At 62.6% G+C, this 19,325-nt stretch carries 18 protein-coding genes; 11 read left to right on the top strand and 7 right to left on the bottom strand.

Features of this window, described 5'->3' with window-relative positions:
* Positions 1-17 precede the first annotated feature (17 nt).
* Both U5N23_RS14185 and U5N23_RS14180 read right to left on the bottom strand, forming a co-directional pair.
* On the bottom strand, positions 18-1,454 hold the full coding sequence (locus U5N23_RS14185) for a TolC family protein (protein WP_057267487.1): 1,437 nt from the start codon (positions 1,452-1,454) through the stop codon (positions 18-20).
* Positions 1,451-1,660 carry a hypothetical protein gene (locus tag U5N23_RS14180; RefSeq protein WP_235516143.1) on the bottom strand — a complete coding sequence of 70 codons (210 nt, stop codon included), beginning with the start codon at positions 1,658-1,660 and terminating at the stop codon, positions 1,451-1,453. The genes U5N23_RS14185 and U5N23_RS14180 overlap by 4 nt, the downstream gene beginning before the upstream one ends.
* Before the next feature lie 252 nt (positions 1,661-1,912).
* Between U5N23_RS14180 and U5N23_RS14175 the strand changes: the two genes are divergently transcribed.
* Complete coding sequence (locus tag U5N23_RS14175) at positions 1,913-2,599, top strand: heavy metal response regulator transcription factor (protein ID WP_057267489.1); 687 nt, start codon at positions 1,913-1,915, stop codon at positions 2,597-2,599.
* Positions 2,596-4,002, top strand: coding sequence for a heavy metal sensor histidine kinase (locus U5N23_RS14170; protein WP_322593438.1), 1,407 nt, complete (start codon positions 2,596-2,598; stop codon positions 4,000-4,002). The genes U5N23_RS14175 and U5N23_RS14170 overlap by 4 nt, the downstream gene beginning before the upstream one ends.
* 97 nt (positions 4,003-4,099) lie before the next feature.
* Here U5N23_RS14170 and U5N23_RS14165 read toward each other — a convergent pair whose 3' ends face one another.
* The gene (locus tag U5N23_RS14165; protein WP_057267491.1) at positions 4,100-4,624 is read right to left on the bottom strand and encodes a DUF4148 domain-containing protein; all 525 of its coding nucleotides are present in this window, start codon (positions 4,622-4,624) and stop codon (positions 4,100-4,102) included.
* A 92-nt stretch (positions 4,625-4,716) separates the two neighbouring features.
* Positions 4,717-5,088: a hypothetical protein gene (locus U5N23_RS14160; RefSeq protein WP_057267492.1), complete on the bottom strand. Its 372-nt coding sequence runs from the start codon at positions 5,086-5,088 to the stop codon at positions 4,717-4,719.
* Between the two features lie 380 nt (positions 5,089-5,468).
* Here U5N23_RS14160 and U5N23_RS14155 point away from each other — a divergent pair, with 380 nt between their 5' ends.
* From U5N23_RS14155 to U5N23_RS14145, 3 genes are all read left to right on the top strand, one after another.
* A complete protein-coding gene (locus U5N23_RS14155) occupies positions 5,469-5,810 on the top strand; it encodes a four-helix bundle copper-binding protein (RefSeq protein ID WP_057267493.1) in 342 nt (113 codons plus the stop codon).
* A gap of 32 nt (positions 5,811-5,842) precedes the next feature.
* On the top strand, positions 5,843-6,256 hold the full coding sequence (locus U5N23_RS14150; RefSeq protein WP_235516144.1) for a DUF305 domain-containing protein: 414 nt from the start codon (positions 5,843-5,845) through the stop codon (positions 6,254-6,256).
* Between the two features lie 311 nt (positions 6,257-6,567).
* Entirely contained in the window at positions 6,568-8,823 is a 2,256-nt protein-coding gene (locus U5N23_RS14145) for a heavy metal translocating P-type ATPase (RefSeq protein ID WP_416208622.1), read from the top strand.
* A gap of 18 nt (positions 8,824-8,841) precedes the next feature.
* Here the strand turns inward: U5N23_RS14145 and U5N23_RS14140 are convergent, their stop codons facing one another.
* Positions 8,842-9,417: a hypothetical protein gene (locus U5N23_RS14140; protein ID WP_322593436.1), complete on the bottom strand. Its 576-nt coding sequence runs from the start codon at positions 9,415-9,417 to the stop codon at positions 8,842-8,844.
* A gap of 69 nt (positions 9,418-9,486) precedes the next feature.
* On the opposite strand from U5N23_RS14140, the gene U5N23_RS14135 reads away from it, so the two are divergent.
* The 5 genes from U5N23_RS14135 (at position 9,487) to U5N23_RS14115 (ending at position 16,787) form a co-directional block, all read left to right on the top strand.
* Positions 9,487-10,119, top strand: a complete 633-nt coding sequence (locus U5N23_RS14135) for a Crp/Fnr family transcriptional regulator (RefSeq protein ID WP_322593435.1) — start codon at positions 9,487-9,489, stop codon at positions 10,117-10,119.
* Positions 10,120-10,257: 138 nt separating this feature from the next.
* Positions 10,258-10,713 (top strand): hypothetical protein, encoded by a 456-nt coding sequence (locus U5N23_RS14130; protein ID WP_322593434.1) that lies wholly within the window; start codon positions 10,258-10,260, stop codon positions 10,711-10,713.
* A gap of 75 nt (positions 10,714-10,788) precedes the next feature.
* The gene (locus U5N23_RS14125) at positions 10,789-12,105 is read left to right on the top strand and encodes a TolC family protein (protein WP_322593433.1); all 1,317 of its coding nucleotides are present in this window, start codon (positions 10,789-10,791) and stop codon (positions 12,103-12,105) included.
* A 12-nt stretch (positions 12,106-12,117) separates the two neighbouring features.
* Positions 12,118-13,641: an efflux RND transporter periplasmic adaptor subunit gene (locus U5N23_RS14120; RefSeq protein ID WP_322593432.1), complete on the top strand. Its 1,524-nt coding sequence runs from the start codon at positions 12,118-12,120 to the stop codon at positions 13,639-13,641.
* A complete protein-coding gene (locus tag U5N23_RS14115; protein ID WP_322593431.1) occupies positions 13,638-16,787 on the top strand; it encodes an efflux RND transporter permease subunit in 3,150 nt (1,049 codons plus the stop codon). The genes U5N23_RS14120 and U5N23_RS14115 overlap by 4 nt, the downstream gene beginning before the upstream one ends.
* Before the next feature lie 66 nt (positions 16,788-16,853).
* Here U5N23_RS14115 and U5N23_RS14110 read toward each other — a convergent pair whose 3' ends face one another.
* Together U5N23_RS14110 and U5N23_RS33130 are read right to left on the bottom strand one after the other, a co-directional pair.
* Positions 16,854-17,366, bottom strand: a complete 513-nt coding sequence (locus U5N23_RS14110) for a hypothetical protein (RefSeq protein ID WP_322593430.1) — start codon at positions 17,364-17,366, stop codon at positions 16,854-16,856.
* 18 nt (positions 17,367-17,384) lie between these two features.
* Positions 17,385-17,708: a heavy-metal-associated domain-containing protein gene (locus tag U5N23_RS33130; RefSeq protein WP_416208610.1), complete on the bottom strand. Its 324-nt coding sequence runs from the start codon at positions 17,706-17,708 to the stop codon at positions 17,385-17,387.
* A gap of 435 nt (positions 17,709-18,143) precedes the next feature.
* Between U5N23_RS33130 and U5N23_RS14105 the strand changes: the two genes are divergently transcribed.
* The gene (locus tag U5N23_RS14105; protein ID WP_057267513.1) at positions 18,144-19,169 is read left to right on the top strand and encodes a DNA-binding protein; all 1,026 of its coding nucleotides are present in this window, start codon (positions 18,144-18,146) and stop codon (positions 19,167-19,169) included.
* Positions 19,170-19,325 lie beyond the last annotated feature (156 nt).

Genomic DNA, 19,325 nt, shown 5'->3' with positions numbered 1-19,325 from the left:
TTGGTTTCCTTTTGGGATCAGTGGCCTGCACCGGACTCTGCGGCGGCTGCACCGCCGCCGCTGGCAACGCCAGCGCTCGTGGGCTTGCCGATGAGGGAGGCTTGAAGGGCCGCTTCTGCCTGCCAGAACTGCTGCTCGGCATTGAGCGCCGCCATCACCGAGCTCACCTGGTCGCGGGAGTCGGCCAGCAGCTCGAACACGCTGATCAGCATCCCGTTGTAGCGAAGCTGGTTTTCTTCGGAGATGGTTTTCCTCAGCGGGATCACCTCGTCGCGGTGGTGGCGCGCTATGTCATACGCCGTGCGGTAGGCGGAGTAGCTTTCCCGGAGGTTGGAGCCGGCCGCTCTCGAGGTTGCCTCCAGGCGATTGGCTGCGGCCAGGGTCTGGGCACTCATCGCGCTGCGCTGCATACCGCCCCAGTCGAAAATGGGCAACCGCAGGCTGATCTCAAAGCCGCGGCGGGTTTGCTTCGTGTTCTCGGCCGCATCGAAGACAGAATCGCGTCGCACCCCCAGCTCGATGTCCGTGAATGTCATGACCGAGTTCCAGCCCTGCGAGCGAGCAGCTGCGTCATAGTCCGACTTGGCGATCTGCAGATCCAGGCGGCCTTGGGATGCCTGGCGGCCAGCATCCTGGGCCGACAGCGGCTCCTTGGGCAGCGTGGGTAAGCGCTCAGGCAGCTTGAGCATGGCAGCCTGGTTGTCATCCAAGCCCAGCAGGCGGACCAATTCTTCCCGGGCCGCCATGGTCTGGTGCTGGGCGCTGGCCAGCTGGGTCGCTGTGTCCGCGTAGAACGCCTGCTGGCGCGCACGATCGAGCTTGTTGAAGTTTCCGACCGCCTGCAGGCGCTTGGCCAATTCGGCGCTCGCTTGGGCGCTGGCAAAGACCTGCTGGGTGTAGGCCAGCGTCTGCTGGGCCGCGACAGCGCGCACCCAGGCTTGGCGAACTTGTGTCACCTGGTCCACCACGTCGCTGCTCAGGCGCAACTGGGCCTGCTTGATCCTCAGCTCCGCAGTTCCTTTGCGCGTAGGCAAGGTCAGCAGGTCCAGCAGGCCAAACGACAGCAGCCGGCCGATCTCTGTTTCATCGCCCAGGCGCATGCGCTCCAGGCTCAGGATGGGGTTGGCAATGCGACCGGACTGGGCCGCTGTAGCGGCATCAGCCCAACTCTGGGCCACGATGGCCTGCATGGATGGACTGTTGACCAGCGCGAGTTGCACGGCTTCCTTCTGACCGAGCGGCTTGCTCAGCAGATCGGAGGCGCGCTGGCGCAAGGCGTCTTGCTCGGACTTGTCGCGGGCCAGGTTGAGTTGGCCGTCCGTGAAGCTTGCCGTTGCGCTATTGGCGCTGGACAGGTTCTGCTCCAGGTTCACGCTGGCGCAGCCTGACAGCACCGCGACGGCCGCCAGCGCGATCACGAGCTTGGTACGGGGCAAGCGCAATGGGCGGATCATTGCTTGCCTCCGTGGTGCGCGTCATGGCCTTGGGCGGCTTGGTCCTTCCCGGACGCAGGTGCCGTCTGGCTCATCTCCTTGGCATAGGCACGCCATCCACCGATCTCGCCCACCTTGTCGTTGGCCTCCCTCCACGACTGGACGGATTGCTCCTTGTAGGCCTCGTAGCCCGTGAAAGTCGAGCGGTAGGAAAGCTGGTAGTCCACTTTCGTGGCCTCAGCGTCAGGCATCTGTGCAAATGCCAGGGAGGGCAGCACAAGCGCGACGGCCAGCCAGGGGCCTGAGGTTGGTCGTGAAAGCCAAGGATTTTTCATAGATTCACCAATGCGTTTCGTGATGGATGCATTGTGTGAACCCCTTGCTGCCGCCGACATAACGGGTCCATTACATCTTTGTAATGTTCAGGAAAGGCAGCGATCAACGGGCACACTTGCCCCAACAGGTCAAGGGAGCCTCCCGTGAAGATATTGGTCGTAGAGGATGAAATCAAAACCGGCGAATACCTGCGCCAGGGCTTGCGCGAGGCGGGCTTCAATGCCGATCTGGTGCACAACGGGGTCGATGGCCTTCACATGGCGCAGGAAGGCGACTACGACCTGGTCATCCTGGATGTCATGCTCCCGGGGATGGATGGTTGGCAGGTCCTGAAGAGCCTGCGGCGCCACGGCCTGGAGATGCCCGTCCTTTTCCTGACCGCCAAAGACCATGTGGATGACCGCATCAAGGGCCTTGAGCTGGGCGCGGACGACTACCTGGTCAAGCCGTTCTCGTTTGCCGAACTGCTCGCGCGGGTGCGAACCATTCTCAGGCGCGGGCGCAGCGGGACCGAGGTAACCGTGCTGCAGGTAGCGGATCTGGAACTCGATCTGCTGCGCCGGCGCGTGAGCCGTTCCAGCAAGCGCATTGACCTCACCGCCAAGGAGTTCGGGCTGCTGGAGTTACTCATGCGCCGCCATGGAGAGGTCCTTCCTCGCTCACTTATCGCCTCACAGGTGTGGGACATGAACTTTGACAGCGATTCCAATGTGATCGAGGTGGCGATGCGCAGGCTGCGGGCCAAAATCGATGACGCTTACGACACCAAGCTCATCCAGACGGTGCGGGGCATGGGCTACGTGCTTGAGGCGCCTGAGGAGAGCCCGTGAGCGCACCGTACTCGTTGACGACACGACTGACGGTCTTTTTTACACTCGCCTCCGCATTCGTTCTCATCGGCCTGGGAGCCCTGGTCGCCGTCTCCATTGACCGGCACTTCGTGGAGCTGGATCGCGACGCCCTGCGCGACAAGATCCATCTCATGCGGGAAGTGATCGGCAAGTCCAAATCCCCCCAGGACCTGCAGACTCGTCTGGACGAGGTGCTGCACAGCCACGAGGGTCTCTTTGTCAGCGTGACACGCGGCAGCGAAGCGCTTTATTCAACACCCGGGTTTGAGTTTCCCGACAACCTTGCGGAGATGACCCGTGGCGCGCGCCTGGGCGTTGCGGCTTGGCAGGCAGGAGCCGGAAACGTTCGTGGGATGTACGACTCAGTGTCTGCCTCTGGGAGCGGCGATGCGCCGCTGCAGGTCAGTGTGGCGCTGGATACGGCCCACCACAAGCACTTCATGCACGACTTGATCCGTGTCCTGGCGGTCTACGTGGCCTTGGCCACCCTGGTGGCGGGCATCCTGGGATGGTGGGCTGCCAAGAACGGGCTGGCACCCTTGCGCGCCATGCGCTCGCGCGCCATGGCCATCACGGCCAAGCGGCTCGATGAGCGCATGCCCAGCCAGGAATTCCCCATCGAGATGGCTGATCTTGCGACGACCTTGAATGAAATGCTGCGCCGCTTGAAGGAAGACTTCGATCGCCTCTCTGAATTTTCCTCGGACCTGGCCCACGAGCTGCGCACGCCCATCAACAACCTGATGACGCAAACGCAAGTCACGCTGGGCCAGTCCCGCACACCCGAGCAGTACCGCGACATCCTTGCCTCCAACGCAGAGGAATACCAGCGCCTTGGGCGGATGGTCGCGGACATGCTGTTCCTTGCGAAGGCCGACCACGGACTGATCCTACCCACGACGGAGAAGATCGCCGTGCACGCGGAGGTGCAGGCGCTTTTCGATTTCTATGAGGCGTTGGCCGAAGAAAAGCAGGTGCATCTGAAGCTGCTCGGTGCGGCGGAAATCTCTGGTGACAGGCTGATGCTGCGGCGGGCCCTGAGCAACCTTCTGTCCAATGCGGTCAGGTACACGCCGCCCGGTGAAACCGTGTTCGTTGAAATCACCGCAGACCTTCACGGAACCACGGTGAATGTCACCAATCGCGGGCCGGCCATCGAGGAGCAGATGGTTCCTCGCCTGTTTGATCGGTTCTTCAGGGCAGACAAGTCGCGCAAGCAACTGGACTCTGAAGGGTCGGGTCTGGGCCTGTCCATCACCCAGGCCATCGTGCATGCACACCGCGGCCGAATCTCCGTGAGCTCGGATAGCGGCAAGACATGCTTTTCAATGTACTTTCCCAGTGCACACAGCATTGGCAAGCACCAGACAACCAATAGCTGATTCCCTTGGCACGCTCATCGACTGCTGGAAGGCAGACGCGTGCAGCACCTACAACAGCTTGGCGATGAGCGCTTCAGCCTCAGGTCGGGCGGCGGCGTTAGAACCTGGGTTCATGGGCAGCTCCTGACGATTGGTTTGCCACCGCCGCGTGGTGGGCCGCATGGTAGCGATCGGGATAGATCTCGTTGAGCTTGCGGCCGTCTTCACCGACCGCCACGAGCTCCCCACTGCTGATAGCGCGCGCCAGTTCGCTCTTGACCTGGTCGCGGGTCTTGGAAGGTGCCGAGGCGACTGCAGGATAGCGTGCAGGATCAAGCTCATTGAGCTTCGCTCCCGATTCGCCGCCGGCCATCATGTGGCCCGTACGGATTGCCTGCTCCAGTTCAGCCCGCACCTGGTCGCGTGTCTTTGCGCCGAGCGCGGACGCTGCCACGGGGTAGGCATGGGGATTGAGCTGCCTGAGCGTCAGGCCCGACTCGCCAGAGGCGAGCATGTCGCCGCTTCGCACGGCCTGCACCAGCTCCGCCTGCACCTGCTCGCGCGTCTTGCTGACACTCTGGTCCGAAGCGAACGCGGGGGCGGCGATGAGGGAAAGAACGATGAGAGTGGATTTGAGTTTCATGGTGGTATTCCTTGTTGAATGGATGAGAGAACTGCTCACTACCGGGAGCTGCGAATGGCAGCCCATCGGCAGTGGTTCGTCTGGATGCGCGGTCAGGGCAGTTGGCGGGCATCGACCCAGCCGGCCTCGCCGCCCATGTCGCGCATGCCGTCGCGGCCCACGGGGTTGCGTTTGGCGGCTTGCAGCTCGTCAAGGACTTGCTGGCGGGTCTTCGTCAGTTGCGGGCCCTTGACCAGCGGATAGGTGGCTGGGTAGCCGCGGCTGATCCAGTACAGAGAACCGTCCTTCTGGGCGGCCAGCACGGTGCTTTCGACAGCCTGGCGGCTCACGGCGTTGCCCATGTGGTCAGGGGCGAAGCTCACGCCTTCCTCCTGGCTCGGGCTGGCGTGGTACACGGAAGTGGCGAAGGATGCCGTGGCAGATGCTGCGAGGCTGGCAACGAGGACGGCGGTACGGATTTTCATGATGGTCTCCTGTGGCGCCGGATGCCCGATATGGTCCATCCAGGTGGCGTTTAAATGCACCACGAAGAGAAGTCTAGAAAATGCACCCCCACAAAGGCCTGACCTGCCGATTACGCTTTTGACATGCATGTGCAAGCGAGCACTGCGCACCAAAAAACCAAGGCATGCTCGCCTTCAATCTGACGGTCCGATTACGGTTCTGAAAGCCCGTTGTAATCCTCGACCAGTAACGGGCGAAAAGCTGTCCGTTGTGGGGCAAATCGTCGGCGCCGACCTACAGTGCCGGTATCTCCGAGCGGCAGAAGATGGTCGCTCCTCGCAGCCCACTGCGCTGGATTTCGCACAGACCCTAGCCATTCCACGAATTAAAGGAGCTTCCAATGAACCACGCCCAAACCCAATACCAAAGCTGCATCCAGGCCTGCCTGTCATGCGCCACTACTTGCAACCAATGCTTCGCCGCATGCCTGCAGGAAGAAGACGTGAAGATGATGGTGCGCTGCATTGCCCTGGATGCAGACTGCGCTGCCGTGTGCAGTTTCGCTGCCAGTGCGATGGCGCGCAACAGCGAGCATGCCAAGGCCATCTGCGCGCTGTGCGCCGAGATTTGCCAAGCCTGTGGCGACGAGTGCGCCAAGCATGAAGCGGAGCATTGCCAAGCCTGCGCCGCCGAGTGCCACAAGTGCGCGCAGGAATGCCGGTCCATGGCCAGCGCCCGCTGAACCACAACGTCATCCCTGTCTGGAGAATCGCGATGAATGGTTCCTACCCTGTTCTGAAATTGATCCCCGCTACCGCACTGGCGGTCAGCGCCTTGGTGTCCCCATTGATCGTGCAGGCCCAACAATCACCGCACGCCGGAATGAAAGGCTCCGGCATGGACTCCTCGATGCCCGCCGGCAAGATGGACATGAAGTCCATGATGAAGGGGAACAACGAGAAGATGTCGTCCATGGCGATGACCGGAAACCCCGATGTGGACTTTGCGCAGATGATGCGCATCCATCATCAGGGCGCTATCGACATGGCCCAGGGCCAGCTGCGCGATGGCAAAGATCCGCAGTTGCTGAAAATGGCCAAGGAAATCATCTCGGCGCAGAAAAAAGAGATTGCAGTCCTGGACGCGTTCTTGGCCAGAAGCGGCAAAGCACCTGCAGGCGCCAAGTAGCCTGCGCGCAACCCCAGGCGCTGCCCCTGGACCTGGAGCCCATCCAGATCCAGGGGTAGTAGCTTGTGGGCTTCCTGCAATGGATTTACGCAGGGGCAGAGGCAGGACTCGCGATAGATCAGTGTTGCCCACGTTCAGGCTTGACATTGCCACCGTGTCAGACCCTATTGTTCGTACCAGGCCTACCGCCAAGCCGATAGACAGGAGTTCCATACATGTCAACCGCAACGCCGCACGACCACCACGCCCATGAGGGCCATGACGCGCATGTGCCCCATCCCCCGACGGGTCTCAAGGATCCTGTCTGCGGTATGGATGTGACGAATCAGTCCCATCATTCAGCGGAGCACGAAGGGCATCCCTTCTACTTTTGCAGCGCCAAGTGCCGCGCCAAATTCGTCGATGCCCCCGAGAAGTACGTTCCGGGAAGCGACGCACCCGCTTCGCCAGAACCCGAAGCAGCGCAGCCAGGCACGATCTATACGTGCCCCATGCACCCGGAGGTGCAACAGGACCACCCTGGAAACTGCCCCAAGTGCGGCATGAGCCTGGAGCCGATGCTTCCGACGCTGGAGGAAGGCGAGAACACCGAGCTGGTAGATTTTCGTCACCGTTTCTGGTGGACACTGCCCCTGACCATCGTAGTCACGGTCCTGGCCATGGCGGGACACCGCCTGCAGTGGTTCGAGATGGCCACCCAGAGCTGGATCGAGCTGGTGCTGACTGTTCCTATCGTGCTGTGGGCCGGTTGGCCCTTCTTCGTGCGCGGCGCCCAGTCGGTGGCCAATCGCAGTCCCAATATGTGGACTCTGATCGGTCTGGGCACAGGCGCTGCCTTCGTGTACAGCGTGGTGGCCACCGTGGCTCCGGGTGTTTTTCCGGCGTCGTTCCAGGCCATGGGACGCGTGTCGGTGTACTTCGAAGCTGCGGCCGTCATCATCTCGCTCACGCTGCTCGGCCAGATGCTGGAGCTGAAGGCGCGCTCCCAGACTTCTGCCGCCATCAAGTCGCTGCTGGGCCTGGCGCCCAAGTCCGCGCGGCGCATCGACCCCGACGGGCAGGAAAGCGACGTCCCTCTGTCCCATGTGCATGTGGGCGATCTGTTGCGCGTACGCCCCGGTGAGAAAGTGCCCGTGGATGGGGTGGTGGTCGAAGGCAGCAGCGCTGTGGACGAAGCCATGCTTACAGGCGAGCCCTTGCCCATCGTCAAAGGGCCAGGGGATGCAGTGATTGGCGCCACGCTCAACACCAACGGTGCGCTGATCATCCGATCCGAGCGCGTGGGCTCGGCCACCATGCTGTCCCAGATCGTGCAGCTGGTCTCGCAGGCGCAGCGCTCAAGGGCGCCCATGCAGCGCATGGCCGACCAGGTGGCTGGGTATTTCGTGATGGCCGTGGTCGGCATCGCGCTTCTGACACTGTTCGCATGGGGTCTGTTCGGGCCGGAACCGCGCTGGGTCTATGGCCTGGTCAACGCGGTTGCCGTGCTGATCATCGCGTGTCCCTGTGCGCTGGGCCTGGCAACGCCCATGTCCATCATGGTGGCGACGGGCCGGGGGGCGACCAGCGGCGTACTGTTCAGGGATGCCGCAGCCATAGAGAACCTGCGCAAGGTAGACACGCTGATCGTGGACAAGACCGGCACGCTGACCGAGGGCAAGCCGTCGTTCGAGCGGGTGGTGGCCATGCCCGGCCTGTCCGAGGACGAAGTGCTGCGCCTGGCGGCCAGTCTGGACCAAGGCAGTGAGCATCCCCTGGCAGACGCGATTGTCCACGCGGCGCGCACCAAGGGCCTGGCGCTGGACAAGCCCGAGGATTTCGAATCCGGATCGGGCATTGGCGTGCGCGGCCGGGTTGCAGGCCGCCAACTGGCCCTGGGTAACACCGTCCTGATGGAGCAAATGGGGGTTTCAGCCGATCCTCTGCTTGCTCAGGCCGAGGCTTTGCGTGCCACGGGCGCCAGCGTGATGTACCTGGCAGCGGATGGTCAGTTGCAAGGGCTGCTGGCGGTTTCGGACGCGGTGAAATCCAGCACGCCCGAGGCCCTGGCAACCCTGCAGGCGGCCGGTATGCGCATCATCATGGCCACGGGCGACGGTATAACCACCGCCAAGGCGGTGGGCGCCAAGCTCGGCATCGATGAGGTCCACGGTGAGGTCAAGCCGGCAGACAAGCTGGCCCTGGTTTCCAGGCTGCAGGCTGAAGGCCGTGTCGTGGCCATGGCTGGAGACGGGATCAACGACGCGCCTGCACTGGCCAAGGCAGATGTGGGTATCGCAATGGGTACCGGCACCGATGTGGCAATGAACAGCGCCCAGGTCACGCTGGTCAAGGGTGATTTGCGCGGAATTTCCACGGCACGCGAACTGTCGGAGGCTACGGTGGGGAACATGAAGCAGAACCTCATGTTCGCCTTCTTGTACAACGCCCTGGGCATACCGCTGGCTGCCGGCCTGCTGTATCCCTTCACCGGTTGGCTCCTGTCGCCGATGATTGCGGCTCTGGCGATGAGTCTGAGTTCCGCATCTGTGATCGCCAACGCCCTGCGGCTACGCGCGGGCAAATAAACCCGGTACCCTTGGCAATCAAGGCCTGCCAGGGGCCCTCGCCACGGCTGCATAGCCGCGAAGTCGCTGATACGCTGCGGTTTGCGCCGGGGTCAGGACCTCGACCATCCGCAGGTGAAAGCCCAGATGCGAAGCGCGCAAGGCGGCATGGGCCCGTGCCGCAGCCTCGACCGCCTGGGAAATAGTGATTGCACTGGGCTGGCCGATCTTGAACAGACGGTCCAGTTGCGCTTCGGCGGCCAGCACTCCTTGGCCCAACCGTTGGGCATCTAGCTTCATCTGCTGCACAAGGTTTGCTGTTTCCTTTTGTTGATCGCGCGTCAGCTGCAATGCATCCTGAAGTTCAAGGACGTGAGCAGGTCCGGGATATCCGTTCAGTTCGGCCGCGAGTGCCAACGACATGCCTTTTCCAGACTGCAGATCATCTACTTGCTGAGCAGACAGCGCCTTGATCTCCCTGTCCTGATAGCCCGCGTAAGGGGTGGCAGTGGACGGTGCACCCTCAGGCTTTCCGGGCTGAGGATGTTCATGGGTTTGGGCTGCGCCAACGGTGGCGGTAACAGCAAAAAAGAGCGAAGCAAGCATTGGTTTCATAGATGGTCTCCGGTGTTAGATGGCGAGATCGTCGTTGATCAAACCGAATTTCAATATGATTGCAGTCATATGGCATCTGACCCTGATCAGGCGAATGGACTTAGTGACGCGCCCGCATTCCTGTTGGACGGGGCATTCGGTGTTCCTACGTCGCTCAAGCGCTTGTCGGTCGGTGATTCACTGTTCCGGGAAGGATCGCCAAGCGTTGGGATATTCCGCCTACAAACCGGTCGAATCCGCCTCATACGCACCACCCTCGCGGGCGCCCAGGTCACGATGCACACCGCAAGGCCTGGCGAGCTATTCGCGGAGGCTTCCTTGTTCTCAGCCCGGTACCACTGCGACGCCGTGGCGCTGGAGCCATCGGAAGTGCAGGTCTTTCCCAAGGCTGTGTTGTCGCGGCGGTTGCGCGAGTCACCCGAGCTGCTCTGGACGTTCACGGCCGAGCTGGCGCGGCGTGTCCAGGGACTGCGCACTCGGTTGGAGATCAAGCAGACACGCTCTGCAAGCGAACGGGTCTTGCAATTCATTGGCCTCAACTGCGATGCCGACGGCATCTGGAGGCAGGAAGGCACCCTCAAACAGTTGGCTGAAGATCTCGGCCTTACCCATGAGGCGCTCTACCGGGCACTTGCTCGTCTGGAAAGTCAAGGCGCCATCCTTCGGCAAAAAGGGGCCCTGAAGCTGTGCCGTCAGGGATAGGCAGGCGAGCGCGTATACCTCGCCACGCCCCTTGGCGTTGCCACCATGGGAAGCTTGATGATTCAGAGCAATGGCTGTCTTTCATTCGAATTTGATTTGCGCTAGCTCCGAGCGGACAGTCTTGGGTACCATCGCACCATGACCAACGTCAGAAGCATCGTGTCGCGCCAAGGACGCTGGATTGCCAGCCTCCTGGTAGCGGCGTTGCTTCTCATGCAATTCGCCCTGGCCGCCTATGCCTGCCCGAGGCTCGACTCCGCAGCCCATGCTTCGTCGATGCAAAAGGCGGGCATGACCATGGAGGAAGCGGTCCCGATGGCGTCCATGCCGGAGTGCCATGCCATGGCGACGACCATGGATGAGCAGGATCCGCAGTTGTGCCGAGCGCATTGCGAGGGTGACAACCAGTCTGCTCCTTCGCTACACATCCTCGACCTGCAGGCCGTCGCGGCGCACGCCATCTGGGTTGCCTATGTGCTGCCCGCTGTGCTGGACGAGTTGCAACGCGCCGACCCGCGGGCTCTCTACGCAGAGTTCGACAGCCGAGCGGGATCCCCACCCCTGTATCTGACACACAAGGTCTTTCGGAATTGATCGTGCACGACGTGCACGCTGCGCTGCAGCGTGTGCGCAAGTCTGACTTCGTGCCCATTCATTTCGAGGACCATCATGTCAAATGTCTTTACCGGCGCCACGTGCGGGCGCATGGCCGCGTCATCGCGCGCCTCGCAGCGCGCCCTGGTGTGCCACCCACGCACCCTGCACCTTTGCGCGCTGGGAGCCTTGCTGGCAGCCGCAGGTACCCTCAGTTCCCCAGTCCATGCCTTGGGCTTCGCTGAAGCACTGGACCTGGCTGAGCAGCAGAGTCCCCGCATCACTGCCCAGCGGCTGCAGATTGACGCAGCCGGCAGTATGCAGAAGGCGGCCGGCACGCTACCCGATCCCAAACTGTCGGTGGGTATCGAGAATTTCCCCATTACCGGCATGGACCGCGGAAGCTTCTCGCGCGAATCCATGACCATGCAGCGTCTGGCGCTGATGCAGGAAGTCCCCAACCGGGCCAAGCGCGACGCGCAGATCGCCGGCGCCCAGGCCAAGGTAGAGCGGGAACGAGCCACTTTGGCGGTTCACCGGGTGCAGATCCGTCAGGAACTGAGCCAAGCCTGGATCCTGGCTCAGGCCATCGAGCAGCGCGATCTGGTCCTCACGGACTTGCTGGCGGAGAACCAGCGCCTGCAAGACAGTCTTCCCTCACGCATCGCAGGAGGCTCTGCCCAGGCGGGTGACGTGCTGGCAGCCCGGCAGGAGGCGCTTGCGCTGTCGGACCGGCAAGATGACCTTCGCAGGGATCGCGCCAAGGCGCGCGCGATGCTGCGGCGCTGGGTGGGATCCCGATCGGATGAAGGGCTGCAGGGTGCGCCTGGCTCACTCAGCCGCCCGGTGGAGGAACTGCGCGCGCTGGTGCTGCGCCACGCCGAGCTCGCCCAGTATCCAGCCATGCAAGCCATGGCTGCTGCCGAGTCGCTTGAGGCGCAGGCGCAAACGCGCGGCGACTGGTCCTGGGAGGTCGCCTACAGCCGCCGTGCGCGCCAGTGGGGCGACATGGTGTCTTTCCAGGTGACGTTTGATCTTCCGTGGCAACAAGAGCGGCGCCAGGGGCCCCAGATCAAGGCCAAGCAACTGGAGCTGCAGCGCTTGGAGGCCGAGCAGGAAGACGTGACCCGCAGGCGCCTGCAGGAGCTTGACGACAGCGCCGCAGAGCTAGCTGCGCTGCAAAGCCAGATCGAGCGACTGCAGTCCGCCGGCATCGGCCTGGCGCAGGGACGTGCCCAGCTCGCGCTTGCCAACTACCAGGCCGCCAAGGGCGACCTCAGTGCAGTGCTGGGCGCCCGTGCGCAGGTGCTCGAGGCGCAATGGCGCTTGATTGACCTGCAGGCACAGCGCGATGCAGTGACTGCCCGGCTGAACAGCCTGATCGCCGATTGAGCGGAGAACGACATGAAAAATTCTGGTTTCAAGAAGACTGCTGTGGCGGTCGCATTGCTGTGCGCGGGCATCGCGCTGGGCTGGGGCCTGGCTCAATGGCGCATTTCTGGTGGCACCGGGGCAGGAGTCTCCACGGCAGAGACAGGAGCCGCGAAAACCGACCGCAAGGTCCTGTACTGGTACGACCCCATGGTGCCGACACAGAAGTTCGACAAGCCGGGCAAGTCGCCCTTCATGGACATGGCCTTGGTCCCCAAGTACGCCGAGGAAGACATGCAGCAAGGCAGTGGGCTGAATGTGTCCGCACAGGCAGTGCAGGCCCTTGGCCTTCGCACCGCCGTGGTGGAGCAACGTGACATAGGCGCCGACGTGGATGCGCTGGGCACGGTGCAGCTCAATGACCGGGATGTGAGTATCGTCCAGGCCCGCTCGGCCGGGTTTGTGGAGCGGGTGTACGCCAGGGCGCCGGGCGACGTGGTAGCCGCAGGCGCGCCGCTGGCCGACCTGCTGCTGCCCGAATGGGTCGCTGCGCAGCGCGAATTCCTCGCGGTCCGGGCCCTCAAGGACGACACGCTGACGGCGGCCGCGCGCCAGCGACTGGCGCTGCTGGGCATGCCGGCTGCGCTCGTGGCCCAGGTGGAACGCACCGGCGAACCCCAGGGCCGCTATACCGTGACCTTTCCGCTGGGGGGCCTTGTGGCGGAACTCATGGTGCGCCAGGGAATGACGGTTTCCGCGGGTGCCAGCCTGGTGCGCGTGAACGGGCTTGCCAGTGTCTGGATCGAGGCCGCTGTTCCCGAGGCGCAAAGCGGGCCCTTGCAGTTGGGACAGGATGCCCAGGTTCGCTTGGCCGCGTTTCCCGGCGAAACTATCAAGGCCCGTGTCGTTAGCATCCTTCCCGAAGCCAACCGCGACACCCGCACGGTGCGCGTGCGCCTGGAGCTTCCCAATCCCGGCCAGCGCCTCAAAGCGGGCATGTCCGGGCAGATCCTCCTTGCAGGACGCAAGCAGCCTGCGCTGCTCGTGCCCAGCGAAGCCGTGATCCGGACCGGCAAGCGGGCGCTGGTTTACGTGGTCGATGGCCCGGGCAAGTACCACCCCGTCCAAGTGCAACTCGGTGCCGAAATCGATGACCGCCTGGTCGTGCAAGGCGGACTGATCGCAGGACAGCAGGTGGTAGCGTCCGCGCAGTTCCTGATTGATTCGGAAGCCAGCCTGCGGGGGATCATGCCAGCTCAACCACAAGCCAGCGTTGCGCAAGCGGCCAATGGTCAGGGTTCCCCGGCCCCTGAAGCGACGACGTCAACGCCCAAGACTTTTACTGTACGAGGAGTAGTTGATGAGGTGACGCCCACCGAGGCGACCCTCACCCACGATGCCGTTCCTGAGCTGAAGTGGCCTGGCATGACCATGCCCTTCAAGCTGGCGACGCCAGAGCTGGCCAAGTCCCTCAAACCAGAGCAGCAGGTGCAGTTCACGTTTCAGCAACAGGGCAAGGACTTCGTGATCACCGCCGTGGAAAGGATAAAGCCATGATCGCGCGACTGATCCGCTGGTCGGTTGCGAACCGCTTTCTGGTTCTCTTGGCCACATTGATGCTCACGGCCTGGGGCGGGTGGGCTGTGCGCATGACCCCCGTGGATGCGCTGCCAGACCTCTCGGACGTCCAGGTCATCATTCGCACCAGCTATCCCGGCCAGGCACCGCAGATCGTTGAAAACCAGGTGACCTACCCGCTGTCGACCACGATGCTGTCCGTGCCAGGGGCGAAGACGGTGCGCGGGTTTTCGTTCTTCGGAGACTCGTTTGTCTACATCCTGTTCGAGGACGGAACCGATCTCTACTGGGCGCGTTCGAGGGTGCTGGAGTACATGAACCAGGTCCAGGGCCGGTTGCCGGCCACGGCCAAGTCGGCCCTGGGCCCTGATGCGACGGGGGTGGGCTGGATCTACCAGTACGCGCTGGTGGATCGCACTGGCAAGAATGACCTGGCCCAACTGCGCGCGCTGCAAGACTGGTTCCTGAAGTTCGAACTCAAGAGCCTGCCCAACGTCGCAGAAGTGGCTTCGGTGGGGGGGATGGTCAAGCAGTACCAGGTCGTTCTTGACCCCATCAAGCTCGCCTCCTACGGCGTAAGCCAAGGACAGGTGCGCGAAGCGGTCATGAATGCGAACCAGGAAACCGGTGGGTCGGTGCTGGAACTGGCCGGTGCGGAGTACATGGTTCGCGCCAATGGCTACCTCAAGACCCTTGACGACTTCCGTGCCGTGCCCCTGGCGGCACGCGGAGGGATCGCCGTACGCCTGGGAGATGTCGCCACGGTCCAGACAGGGCCCGAAATGCGCCGCGGCATCGCGGAGCTCGACGGTGAGGGCGAAGTCGCGGGAGGGGTGGTCATCCTGCGCTCCGGCAAGAACGCCCAAGAGACCATCTCGGCCGTCAAAGCCAAGCTGGCACAACTGCAAAGCAGCCTGCCCGAGGGGGTGGAGATCGTCACCACGTACGACCGCAGCGCACTCATCGAGCGGGCCATCCAGAACCTAACGGTCAAGCTGCTGGAAGAGTTCGCCGTGGTCGCGCTGGTCTGCGTCGTTTTCCTGTGGCACCTGCGATCCGCACTGGTGGCCATCATTTCGCTGCCGCTGGGGGTCATGACCGCCTTTTTGGTGATGCACTACCAGGGCATCAACGCCAACATCATGTCCCTGGGCGGGATCGCGATCGCCATAGGTGCCATGGTGGATGCTGCGGTGGTGATGATAGAGAACGCCCACAAAAAACTGGAGGCTTGGCAGCACGCCCATCCGGACCGAGCACTTGTCGGACAGGAGCGATGGGACGTAATCACCGAGGCTGCCGAAGAGGTCGGCCCTGCGCTGTTCTTCTCGCTGCTGATCATCACCTTGTCCTTCGTGCCGGTCTTCACCCTCGAAGCACAGGAGGGGCGCCTGTTCGGGCCGTTGGCCTTTACCAAGACCTACGCCATGGCAGCGGCGGCGGGTCTTTCCGTCACCCTGATTCCCGTGCTCATGGGCTATTGGATCCGGGGTCGCATCCCCGACGAACAGAAGAACCCCATCACGCGGGTGCTGATCGCGGTCTATCGGCCGTGCCTCGAATGGGTCCTCTCCCGCCCCAAATCGACCCTCGTCATCGCCGTACTGGCGCTGGCCACCACAATCTGGCCGCTGTCCCAACTGGGCGGCGAGTTCCTGCCGCGTCTGGACGAGGGAGATCTGCTGTACATGCCTTCGGCGCTGCCGGGACTGTCGGCCCAGCGGGCAACCGAACTGCTGCAGCTGAGCAACCGCATGATCAAGACGGTGCCCGAGGTCGAACGGGTGTTTGGCAAAGCGGGACGCGCGGAGACAGCAACCGACCCCGCGCCGCTGGAAATGTTCGAGACCACGGTGAAGCTCAAACCCAGGGACCAGTGGCGCCCGGGCATGACGCCCGAAGGCCTCATCGATGAGTTGGACAAGGCCGTCAAAATCCCGGGCCTGTCCAACATCTGGATCCCGCCCATCCGTAACCGCATCGACATGCTGGCCACGGGCATCAAGAGCCCGATCGGTGTCAAAGTGACGGGAAGCGACCTGCATGTTATCGATGGGATCGCAGCCCAGGTCGAGCAGGTAGCCAAGGGAATCCCGGGCGTGTCATCGGCGCTCGCGGAGCGGCTGACGGGCGGTCGCTACGTGGATGTGCGCATCGACCGGGCTGCGGCGGGAAGGTATGGCCTGAACGTATCCGACGTCCAGGCAGTGGTGTCCGGCGCCATCGGGGGAGAAAACATCTCCGAGACCGTCGAGGGGCTTGCCCGGTTCCCTATCAGCGTGAGATACCCGCGCGAGTGGCGAGATTCTCCCGAGCGACTGGCACAGCTGCCTTTCTCCACGCCTACAGGGCAGCAGGTCACCCTGGGCAGCGTGGCATCGATTTCCATCACCGACGGCCCTCCCATGCTCAAGAGCGAGAACGCGCGCCCTTCGGGCTGGGTGTATGTCGACGTCCGGGGGCGCGATCTGGCCTCGGTTGCGAATGATCTGCGCGACGCGGTGGGCCGCCAGGTCAAGCTTGAGCCCGGGGTAAGCATCACGTATTCGGGACAGTTCGAGTATCTGGAGAGGGCGAACGCGCGCCTGAAGGTGGTGGTACCCGCAACGCTGTTGATCATCTTCGTGCTCCTGTACCTGACCTTCTCCCGCCTCGGCGAGGCGGCCCTGATCATGGCCACGCTGCCGTTTGCACTCACCGGCGGAATCTGGTTTCTGTACCTGATGAACTACAACCTGTCGATTGCGACGGGGGTAGGTTTCATCGCGCTGGCAGGGGTTGCAGCGGAGTTCGGCGTGGTCATGCTCATCTACCTCAAGCAGGCACTGGCCGAGAGGTGTCCGGACGGTAGGCGGCCTACGCTGGAGGAGTTGCTGGACGCCATCCGGGAAGGAGCCGTACTGCGCGTGCGGCCCAAGGCCATGACCGTGGCAGTGATCCTGGCAGGCCTTATCCCTATCGTGTGGAGCAGCGGGACGGGCTCGGAAGTCATGAGCCGAATCGCAGCCCCCATGCTGGGCGGCATGGTGACCGCACCACTGCTGTCCTTATTTGTGATCCCCGCTGCCTATGTGCTGATGCGAAAGCCGAGAAGTCGGGATCGGCCGGATACTGAGGCTGCATGAGGCTGGCGTCAGGCTCGTTCACCTGAGGGAGCGCTTGCGAGCAGCACTTGGGATGCTTGCGGGTGGCTACTTGGGTGGCATGGCCGCCTGGCGATCCACCATCATCTGCATCATTTGTTCCATCATGGCCATGCGGCGCTCCATATGGGCGTGCATGCCCATCATGCCGCTCATGTCCGAACCTTCCGATGCAGCCGGCCTGGCCGGTTTCGCTTGCGCCCCTTGCTGCATCATCCCCATCCCCATCCCCATGCCCCCCGAGTCGCCCATGCTCATCATGGTCATGCCCGACTGCATGAGCTTCATCTGGCCGTCCATTAGCCCTGCGCGTTCGGCGGGAGTCTTCGCCGCCTGCATTTTCTTGTGCATTTCCTGCATGGCCTTCATTTGGTTATCGAAGGCAGCAGGCGCGGGTGCTGCAGTAGCGGCAGGTGTTGGCAGCGTAGCTACAGCGCCGCTCTGCCCGCCACCGGCGGGGTGATGTCCCGAATGTTCGTCAGCAGGTTTGGGCGATTGCGCGACGGCACAGCCCGTCACGAACAGGGTAGTCAAAAGGCCAGTGACGATGTTCAGACGCATGGTGGTCTCCTTGTAATTTCAACTGCAGCATGACGAGGTTCGAGTCGTTCCGCCTTGATCCACATCAACAGAGGGTTGGGCCCGAGGCGCACAGCAGCAGCCGCCGGTTGTTCGATGCGATGACGCCACCACGACTGCGTCTGTTCTGTATCCGGCATGCACCACGGCAGCGCGGACGCGCTCCACAGCGCTATCCCCGGCTAGCGACGGAATTCGAATTTTCCGGGCAGCCACGTCGATTTCTACCTCGACGCCGGCTGGCAATCGAGCTTCCGATATTGCGCGGCCAATGCGCTGAGCGCAGCCGTTGCACGTCATATCAGGAACATTGAATTCGACCATGTGAGCCTCCTTTGGTTGATGCACATTTGGACTTTGAACCTTGTCACCATGTGAAGGTCAAGGCCCTGTGCGAAAAAGGATCACGCGTCAAGATCGAGAAGCTGCAAGCGTTGACGCTACAGATCTCTCGGTGCCCTTGGATCATCGAAATCGATTCTCTGTGGGCACGTATTTCGGGCCGAGTTGGACATTGGTATCTCTTCGGATCAGATGCTCACGCGGGCAACAGCCTCTTGGCATCAGCTACCTCCAAAACTCCCCCTTCCCGGCGCGATACATGCCGCCAACCATGCTGCGGCAAGGTTTTGCACGGATCACAACAGATAAACCCTTATTAACTGCTCCGAATTTTCTAGAAATTTTCCCGTTCCCATCGCAATTAATGGTATGTAATATCATGGTATGTAATACAGTACGAAAAAATCGGAGGAAGCCATGGCCAGAGCGGGGATCTACAAGTCTGAGGTGTTGCGAGCCAGGGATAGGCTGATCAGCCAAGGCAAGTACCCGTCCATCGATGCGGTGCGGGTCGAGCTGGGCAACACCGGCTCCAAGGTGACCATCCACCGGTACCTCAAGGAAATCGAAGACGAGGAAGCCCACGCCACGGCACCCAAAATCAGCATCAGCGACGAGCTCGCTGAACTGGTCGGCCGCCTGTCCGCAAGGTTGGAGCTCGATGCCAACGCACGGGTCGTTGCGCTGATGGAGGAGTTCAACGCCAAGGAGGCGCATTACAAGGCCAGCCTGGAGACCTCCAAGAGCGAAACGGCCGCGGCCAGGCGGCAGCTGGAACAAACCCAGCTTGAGTTGGCCAGGGAACGCGAATCTCTCGAGCACGCCGGCAGGCAGTTGGCCGCCAAGGCGATCGAGCAGGCCCAACTGGTCGAGCAAACGACTCAGCTGCAGACCCGGCTTGCGAGTGCCCAAGCACACAGCCAGTCCCTGGAAGAAAAGCACACCCACGCCAGGGAGGCGCTTGAGCACTTCCGCGATGCGTCCAAGGAGCAGCGCGAGCGCGAGCTACGCCAGCACGAGCACCAACTGCAGTACCTGCAGACGGAACTGACCAAGGCCAATGCGGCCGTTTCGGCCAACCAGCAGCAGATGCGCAACGACCACCAGCAGAACCAGGCGCTCGCGCGCGAACTGGCGCAGCTCAAGTCGCAGTTTCAGCAGCTACAGGCGCAGTTGCAGGGTGCACAGCAGGCTGCCGAAGGCTTCGCGGGCATGCCCCAGCAGTTGGAGGAAATGTCCGCCAAGGCCCTGGGCCAGGAGCAGGACCTTGCCCGCCTGCACACAGAACTGCACCAGGCCACCCAGCGGAACCTGGAGCTGGAGCGGCTGCTCGCCGCGACCGCTGCAGCGGAGTCGGCACGCCAGCAGCTGACAGAGGAACTGATGCGCCGCCTGGACACCCTTCAGGCGCAGCCGGAGCCGCGCGCAGCAAAAGGAAAATGATGGAGAACCCCTTGCGGCAAGTTCGCCATCACGGCCATGTTTGCGTGCCAATGCCACGGCCCTCGATCTAGCCCGGGTGGTCAGCGCGATTGCCGGACGACTCCCAGTCGCGTCGCAAAGAATTCCTTGCTTGCTCAGTCCCTTCGGAGCAAAGTG

It is taken from the genome of Acidovorax sp., from assembly GCF_034519795.1.
GTDB lineage: Bacteria > Pseudomonadota > Gammaproteobacteria > Burkholderiales > Burkholderiaceae_C > Acidovorax.
This window is presented reverse-complemented; position numbering and strand designations above follow the sequence as displayed.

Coding starts and splice junctions, on each gene's coding strand:
- U5N23_RS14185 (WP_057267487.1), bottom strand. CDS start 1,454: ATGATCCGCCCATTGCGCTTGCCCCGTACCAAGCTCGTGATCGCGCTG.
- U5N23_RS14165 (WP_057267491.1), bottom strand. CDS start 4,624: ATGAAACTCAAATCCACTCTCATCGTTCTTTCCCTCATCGCCGCCCCC.
- U5N23_RS14160 (WP_057267492.1), bottom strand. CDS start 5,088: ATGAAAATCCGTACCGCCGTCCTCGTTGCCAGCCTCGCAGCATCTGCC.
- U5N23_RS14155 (WP_057267493.1), top strand. CDS start 5,469: ATGAACCACGCCCAAACCCAATACCAAAGCTGCATCCAGGCCTGCCTG.
- U5N23_RS14150 (WP_235516144.1), top strand. CDS start 5,843: ATGAATGGTTCCTACCCTGTTCTGAAATTGATCCCCGCTACCGCACTG.
- U5N23_RS14145 (WP_416208622.1), top strand. CDS start 6,568: ATGGATGTGACGAATCAGTCCCATCATTCAGCGGAGCACGAAGGGCAT.
- U5N23_RS14140 (WP_322593436.1), bottom strand. CDS start 9,417: ATGAAACCAATGCTTGCTTCGCTCTTTTTTGCTGTTACCGCCACCGTT.
- U5N23_RS14135 (WP_322593435.1), top strand. CDS start 9,487: ATGGCATCTGACCCTGATCAGGCGAATGGACTTAGTGACGCGCCCGCA.
- U5N23_RS14130 (WP_322593434.1), top strand. CDS start 10,258: ATGACCAACGTCAGAAGCATCGTGTCGCGCCAAGGACGCTGGATTGCC.
- U5N23_RS14125 (WP_322593433.1), top strand. CDS start 10,789: ATGTCAAATGTCTTTACCGGCGCCACGTGCGGGCGCATGGCCGCGTCA.
- U5N23_RS14120 (WP_322593432.1), top strand. CDS start 12,118: ATGAAAAATTCTGGTTTCAAGAAGACTGCTGTGGCGGTCGCATTGCTG.
- U5N23_RS14115 (WP_322593431.1), top strand. CDS start 13,638: ATGATCGCGCGACTGATCCGCTGGTCGGTTGCGAACCGCTTTCTGGTT.
- U5N23_RS14110 (WP_322593430.1), bottom strand. CDS start 17,366: ATGCGTCTGAACATCGTCACTGGCCTTTTGACTACCCTGTTCGTGACG.
- U5N23_RS33130 (WP_416208610.1), bottom strand. CDS start 17,708: ATGGTCGAATTCAATGTTCCTGATATGACGTGCAACGGCTGCGCTCAG.
- U5N23_RS14105 (WP_057267513.1), top strand. CDS start 18,144: ATGGCCAGAGCGGGGATCTACAAGTCTGAGGTGTTGCGAGCCAGGGAT.